The organism is Pseudomonas graminis (assembly GCF_900111735.1).
Lineage (GTDB): Bacteria > Pseudomonadota > Gammaproteobacteria > Pseudomonadales > Pseudomonadaceae > Aquipseudomonas > Aquipseudomonas graminis.
In genome coordinates, this window is sequence record NZ_FOHW01000075.1 from 1 (window position 1) to 6,688 (window position 6,688).

General features: G+C 57.8%; 4 protein-coding genes and 1 pseudogene. All 5 read right to left on the reverse strand.

Translation table 11 applies throughout. The annotated features are described in order from the left end of the window. Positions 1-132 precede the first annotated feature (132 nt). A complete protein-coding gene (locus BMY98_RS26290) occupies positions 133-2,514 on the reverse strand; it encodes an efflux RND transporter permease subunit (protein WP_074893702.1) in 2,382 nt (793 codons plus the stop codon). A gap of 26 nt (positions 2,515-2,540) precedes the next feature. Next, positions 2,541-3,641 carry a WD40/YVTN/BNR-like repeat-containing protein gene (locus BMY98_RS26295; RefSeq protein WP_083398900.1) on the reverse strand — a complete coding sequence of 367 codons (1,101 nt, stop codon included), beginning with the start codon at positions 3,639-3,641 and terminating at the stop codon, positions 2,541-2,543. Between the two features lie 297 nt (positions 3,642-3,938). Then, entirely contained in the window at positions 3,939-4,898 is a 960-nt protein-coding gene (locus BMY98_RS26300; protein WP_074893704.1) for an omptin family outer membrane protease, read from the reverse strand. A gap of 229 nt (positions 4,899-5,127) precedes the next feature. Then, a complete protein-coding gene (locus BMY98_RS26305) occupies positions 5,128-5,835 on the reverse strand; it encodes a hypothetical protein (RefSeq protein ID WP_074893706.1) in 708 nt (235 codons plus the stop codon). Between the two features lie 580 nt (positions 5,836-6,415). Then, positions 6,416-6,688: pseudogene (locus BMY98_RS27480) on the reverse strand (hypothetical protein); the annotation flags it as partial.

Below are 6,688 nucleotides of genomic sequence, written 5' to 3' on the forward strand. Positions count from 1 at the left end.
GCTCACTGAAAGGGGACTGATTTATTTACAACGCTTCACCGTAAATTAATCTGTCCCCGATCCACAAATTTTGCGTGCGCAATACCGGCCTCTTCTCGGCTGAAGCCGGTCCTACGACTGCACCGCATGTGGTCAATGTGAAAACAACGAATTCCCGACCTTGCCCGCCATCTTCTCCGGCTTGATCAGGAACCGCGCCAGCGCCGGCAACAGCCACAGAGCGCCGAACATGTTCCACAGCAGCATGAAGGTCAGCATCAGGCCCATGTCGGCCTGGAATTTGATGGCCGAGAAGATCCAGGTGCACACCCCGATCGCCAGGCACAGGCCGGTGAACAGCACCGCTTTGCCCGTGGATTTTAGCGTCTGGTAATACGCTTCCTGCAACGGCAGCCCCGCCCGCAGGAAACTCTCCAGCCGGCTGTAAATGTAAATCCCGTAATCGACCCCGATCCCCACCCCGAGTGCCACCACCGGCAGCGTCGCGACTTTCACACCGATGCCCATGAACGCCATCAGCGCGTTACCCAGCACCGACGTCAGCACCAGCGGCAGCACGATGCAGAGCGTCGCCGCCCATGAACGGAAGGTGATCATGCACATCACCGCCACGCACACGTACACCAGAATCAGAATGGTCAGCTCGGCCTGCTTGATGACTTCGTTGGTGGCCGCCTCGATCCCGGCGTTACCCGCTGCGAGCAGAAACTCCAGGCCATCCTTGTTGTTCTGCTGAGCAAACCCCTGCACCGCATGCACGGCCCGATCCAGGGTTTCGGCCTTGTGGTCGTTGAGGAAAATCAGCAACGGCGCCAGCGAACAGGTGTTGTTGTACAAACCGTCAGCGCGGGAAATGGAGCTGTTCAGCACGTCCTTGTTGCGCGACAGCGACTCCCATTTCAGGTTGCCCTCGTTCATCCCCTTGATGACCTGCTTGGACACGGTCACCAGCGAAATCGCCGATTGCACCCCTGGCGTGTTCTCCATCTTCCACGACAGCTCATTCATGGCCGACAGCGTCTGATACGCCGAACACCCCTCGGGCGGCGTCTTGACCATCACCACCAGCACGTCGGAGCTGGTGGAGTAGTTGTTGATGATGAAACTGTTGTCCTGGTTGTAACGCGAGTCCGGGCGCAGTTCCGGCGCGCCTTGATCAAGGTCGCCGATCTTCAGGTTATGGCCGTACAAGAGGCCGCCCACGAGGGCGACAAGAGCCAGCGTCACTGACACGCGGGCGACTTTCGGCGCGGCGAAGTTCGACAGCAGACGCCAGAAAGGATGCTCACGCACGGCATCCTCTTTACTGCGCACCACGGCTTTTTTGCTGATGCCGGCGTAGGAAATCGCCACCGGCAATAGGATCAGGTTGGTGAACACGATGACCGCCACGCCAATGGACGCGCCGATGGCCAGCTCACGGATAACGCCGATATCGATGATCAGCAAGGTGATGAAGCCGACGGCGTCCGCCAGAATCGCGATCATCCCCGGCAGGAACAACTGGCGGAACGTGCGACGTGCTGCGGTGAGCGCGCTGTCGGCGTCACTGGATTGCAGAGCGATGCCATTGATCTTCTGCACGCCGTGGGAAATACCGATGGCGAAAATCAGAAACGGCACGAGCATTGAATAGGGATCAAGCCCGAAACCCACCACATGCATCAGGCCCAGCTGCCAGATCACGGCGATCAACGTGGTGCTCAACACCGCGATGGTGCTGCGGGCGCAGCGGGTGAACCACATCAGCAGGACCAGGGTGATCAGGAAGGCGATGCCGAAGAACATCACCACCATGATCAGTCCGTCGATCAGGTCGCCGACCTTTTTGGCAAAACCGACGATGTGAATCTCGACGTTGGGGTTCTGCGCCTCGTACTTGTCGCGAATCTTCTCTTCAAGCTGGTGGGAGAACTGACGGTAATCCAGCGGCAGCAGTTTGCTCTGGTCGCTGGGGTCCGGGTAGAACTCCTGCAGCGGCACATCGACGATGCTCGACTTGAAGTTGTTGGACACCAGACGCCCGACCTGCCCGGACTTGAGGACGTTGTTGCGAAGTTTGTCGAGGCTTTCCTGCGAGCCATCGTAGCTCTGCGGAATCACCTCGCCGCCGGCGAAGCCCTCCTCCGTGACCTCGGTCCAGCGCACGCTGGGGCTCCACAACGACTTGAGCCCGGAGCGATCGACACCGGAAATGTAGAACACCTCGTCGTTGATCTGCCGCAGGGTCTCCATGTACTCCTTGGAGAAAATATCGCCCTGCTTGGCCTCCACCGAGATACGCACGGTGTTGCCCAGGTTCGCGAGGTCGTTGCGGTGCTGCATCATGTTCTGAACGAACGGATGGCCCAGAGGGATCATCTTTTCGAAGCTGGTGGACGGGCGCACCAGCGTCGCTTGCCAGAACAGAAAGATACTGACCAGCAGGCAGATGCCGATCACCGTCTTGCGGTTGTTGAAAATCAACTGCTCCAGACGCGTCGGCTTGTCGTGATGGTGTTGAAGGTTGCTCATGGAAACGTGTCCTCGCCTGCTTGTTCTTATTGTTGAGCGCTGTCAGCGCCCGTCGGCGAGGTGACGCGAACGCCGCCCTGTCCCACCAGAACCAGATTGCCTTTATCATCTTCAGCAACGCCGGACAACGAAAGCCGGTCGGGGCGATTGGCGACCGTGAAGCTTTGGCCATCGTCCGTACTGCGCATGACGCTGCCGCCGTTGCCCACCAGCACGATGGCGTTGTCCGGCATCAGCGAGGCGTTGGCGATGCTGAATTCCAGGGGGCCGCGCTCACCCTGCAGCGGGACGGGCTCCCAGGTGGCACCGAAATCGGTTGAACGAAACAGGTTGCCTCGCAAGCCGTAAACCAAAAGCGTGTTGGATTCAGCCGTGCCGAGCGCACCGAACAGCGAGCCCTGGTAAGGGCCTTCGAGTTTCTCCCAGGTCTGGCCATCGTCCGGGGAGCGGAACATGCTGCCCTGCTCGCCGACCACAAGAAGGCCCGCGTCCTTCACGTACGCAATGCCGTTGAGGTGGAACTGGTCTTCGTTGTCCAGACGGTCGCCGATGTCTTCCCAGTGCTGGCCGCCGTCGGTGGTTTCCAGCACAGCGCCATAGGCACCCACGGCAATCCCGGTGGTCAGATCCTTGAACCAGACATCCAGCAGCGGTGCTTCACGTTTGAGGTCTTCGAACTGCTTGGTCCAGGTGGCGCCGGCATCGCTGCTGGCAAGGATCTGCGCATCGTGCCCCACGGCCCAGCCGTGCTGGTCATCGACGAAATACACCGCCGTGAGCATCTGACGCGTCGGCACTTTGGCTTGGGTCCAGGTTTTGCCCTGGTCGTCGGAATAGAGAATGTGGCCGCGATCCCCCACCGCCACCATGCGCTTGCCGGCATGGGTCACGTCCAGCAGCAGGCTGCGGGAGGCTTTTGCGGATTCGAGGGCGTAGACGGCGGAATCGCCATCGTGAGCGGGGGCGTCAGCGGGCGTAGTGTCAGCGGCGAGGGCTGGGCCGCAGAAAATCGGCGAGATAAGCAGCGACAGAGCAGCGTGGAGAGGCAGGCTCTTGAAAAGCGTCCGGGCACTGAAATGGCCCCGAATGACCGCAAACCGAGTGCGCCGAATGACGGGCTCACGCATGGAGCTACCCCTTCCTTTATTTTTATTAGGTGCTTGAGGAGGCCATTTTGACAGCGCAGGCGCTCTAGCCTGCACACGAAGTGGCCTCACCGAAGCGACCCCATCCTAGTCAGCTTTGGAAACGTATGACAATCGACATGACGTTATCTTTTGTTAAGCAACGGGGCGCTGATTGGCGCGTTATCACTGGGAGTTATCGAGCGCATCCACGGCGTGTAGCGTAGCTGGGCCGTGGACTGTCAATTCAGTCGCAAACCGAGCCGGGCAGTTCGGCGCCAGCACGGTTCGCGGCACGACTCAGAAGGCGTACGTAAGCGCCAAAGTGGACATCGTCGTCCTGGCGGACTGGCTGCTGGCGTTGCCCTCCACACGGAAGCGATCACCGCTTTGGGTATCGTTTATCAAGGTGCTGCCCTTGGTCTCCGCGTACACCTGATGATCCACCCCGGCCTTCAGTGAAAACTGCGGATTGACCTGATACGTCAGCGCTACACCCAGGCTCTGCATACGCCCGTTGTTACCGTTTTCGCCTTCATAGTTCACGCCGGTCAAATGATGGCGATCATGATCTCGCGCCCGGACCCACTGGCTGTATTTGAACTTGCCCTCCAGCGTCCAGTTGCGGAAATGGTAGAGGCCCACCAGACCCAGGTAAGGCGTGTCGTAGGTCTGCTGATAGGAAATGCCCTTCTCGCCCGCCGGGAATTCTCCAGACTCATCGCGGAAGCCTTCGTCCGATGAATAGATGTATCGACCGCCTCTCGCGTGCCAGCCAAACTGGTTTCGCTGATAACCGAGCATCACGCCCAAGGCCAGATGATCACGCCTCAGCGCCCAGGCCGTCGCCGCGATATCCGCCTGCCAGGCTTTGGTGACTTGCGTGTCCGGGTGATCGGAGTAGTCACTCCAGTCCGCATGCTCACCGTCCAGCCAATCGTAATCCTTCATATGAGCGTCGCCCTTCGCCACCCGCGTCCAGCCGGTCAGATCAAGGGACAGCCAGTTCACCGGTTGGTAGCTCAAACCCAGGTGCAGCGTCGGCACCTGCTTCATGCGCCAGTTCAGTTGGCTGATCTTCTGTCCACTGTACGGGTCATACACCCTCTCCTGCGCCTGCCCGTTGAGTAAGCCGACACCCACGCTTGCCCTGACCGCCCCCAGTTGAAACTGCTCCTCGCGGGCCGTCTGCGCCTCGGCCAATGCTTCCGTGCCAAGCGCAGCCAAGCCCAGCCACAACAGCGTTTTCCTACCCTTCATCACCCACTCCGCACTCTTCTTATTGAGATTTTTGCCCAGCGCCGCACGCAGCTGAACAAGGAGCGAAAGGATGAAGCGCCGCGAAGGAAATCTCTGCCGGGCAGTTCTGAAGGAATTGCGTGAAAGCTAAACGTTGGTGCTGGGAAATTGCCTACAAAGGAGCTGGGGTGGCGGCAGTTTGGGTTCCTTTCGGACGTCACTCATCAGAACTTGCCGCTTACCCACACTATTAAAGATTCAGGTCCTTCACGATGGCTTCATCAACGATTTTCGAGATGCCATCCAGAGCAGTGCGCAAGAGCTCAGGCTCCGTGCGGTAACGTTTAGGCTCATAGCCAAACGTGTTGCCGCCATTGAATGCTGAGATGTATTCAGTTCGCTGCCAGATCAACTGGTCGCCACGCTTCATGCTCCCGGTGACAGTGATCGTTGGATAAACGACGCTGCTAAACCCCTGAGTCAACGCAAACCCCCAGTTGTTGACAGTCAGAAGAATCTCCGCATCCGCCGCGTCATGCTCGCCAACCACCTTGAACCGCCCGGTCTGGGACAACTGCTCTTCGAATCGTTGCTTCACCATGCTGCCAAGGTCGATGTTGGCGGTGTTGAGGTTGTAGATGATCGCGTCAACCGTCGACATCGACGCCAAGTCGCCGGCTTTATACCCCGCCGCAAAACCGGCTCCGCTCATCGCGGCCGTTGCCAGGTGCGAGGCGTTCGTCGCCGCCCCCACCGCCACGCCCGCCCCTGCGCCCAGCGCCGCGCCCCATGCCTGCTCTCGGCCCATGTAGGTGATGTCTTTGGTGGACCAGACGACTGGGAGGATTTTGACGGTGTGGATCTGGGAACGGTATTCAGGTTTGAATTTCTGATTGGTGCAGCCGGTGATGATGAGCGTGAAGAAAGCCAGGGTTGCTAGTTTGTGGAGCAGCCGCATTTGTTGACATCCTGTTGTTTAGTTGACATCTCATCTGAGATCGCGGCGGGGCTTGGTTTCGAGCTCGCTGCCCTAAGGGCCCTTATTGCCCACGTAACAAATCGGGCGGTCTTCTTGATCCTAAAGGCTGAGGGCTTGGTAATTTATCTACCTTGTCGCTACCCCGCTTAGAGAGTTCACGCGAGCTGATATCGACTCTGTTACTTCGCGTGCAGCAGCGACATGCCTGCCTGTTAGACCGGCACGTGCATTCTTTATACAGTTATAGAAAATGAATGTGTCTCACAGACTTATGACAAGCCTATCGCTGGGCGCAACTATTTTTCGCAGTGTCGTAAATATAAGGGGTGCATCCCCATTTATAGCAGTCGGTGGAAATCGCCGCAGCTCCATCGCCTGGATAACCGCTAGCACCGGGACGGGGAGATTAAGGGGTCCGTCCCCTTTTTTTTCACCATCAAATTTGAAACGTCCGCTTATCTGGGTAAAAAGGGGTCCGTCCCCTTTTATCCACGCTTTTATCCATTAAGCCTCTGGCAGTGGCTTTAATGGCGCGAACACATCCTGTGCGATGTTTAAACTACGACTGCCAAAATGTCAGGCAGACGCCATATTCATCTAGAAGATCGTCAGCAATTTCAAACTGAAACACCTTCTCTGGAAAGGCGTCGGATAATGCGCGTTTCCAATATCTGGTAATCTGCTCAGCAAATAAATGACAAAGACGATAATCTTCTTCCGACAGGCCCACTTTAAATATGGGTCGACCCGGTGCATCCTCCCACTTTGAAAAAAACTGATTTATTGAAAAAATATTCCTGTATCGTTCAACGTTTCTACGCGATGTACTTGG

Bases quoted from the DNA above. Each gene is read 5' to 3' on its own strand.
- BMY98_RS26300 (WP_074893704.1), bottom strand. From the start codon at position 4,898: ATGAAGGGTAGGAAAACGCTGTTGTGGCTGGGCTTGGCTGCGCTTGGC.
- BMY98_RS26305 (WP_074893706.1), bottom strand. From the start codon at position 5,835: ATGCGGCTGCTCCACAAACTAGCAACCCTGGCTTTCTTCACGCTCATC.
- BMY98_RS26290 (WP_074893702.1), bottom strand. From the start codon at position 2,514: ATGAGCAACCTTCAACACCATCACGACAAGCCGACGCGTCTGGAGCAG.
- BMY98_RS26295 (WP_083398900.1), bottom strand. From the start codon at position 3,641: ATGCGTGAGCCCGTCATTCGGCGCACTCGGTTTGCGGTCATTCGGGGC.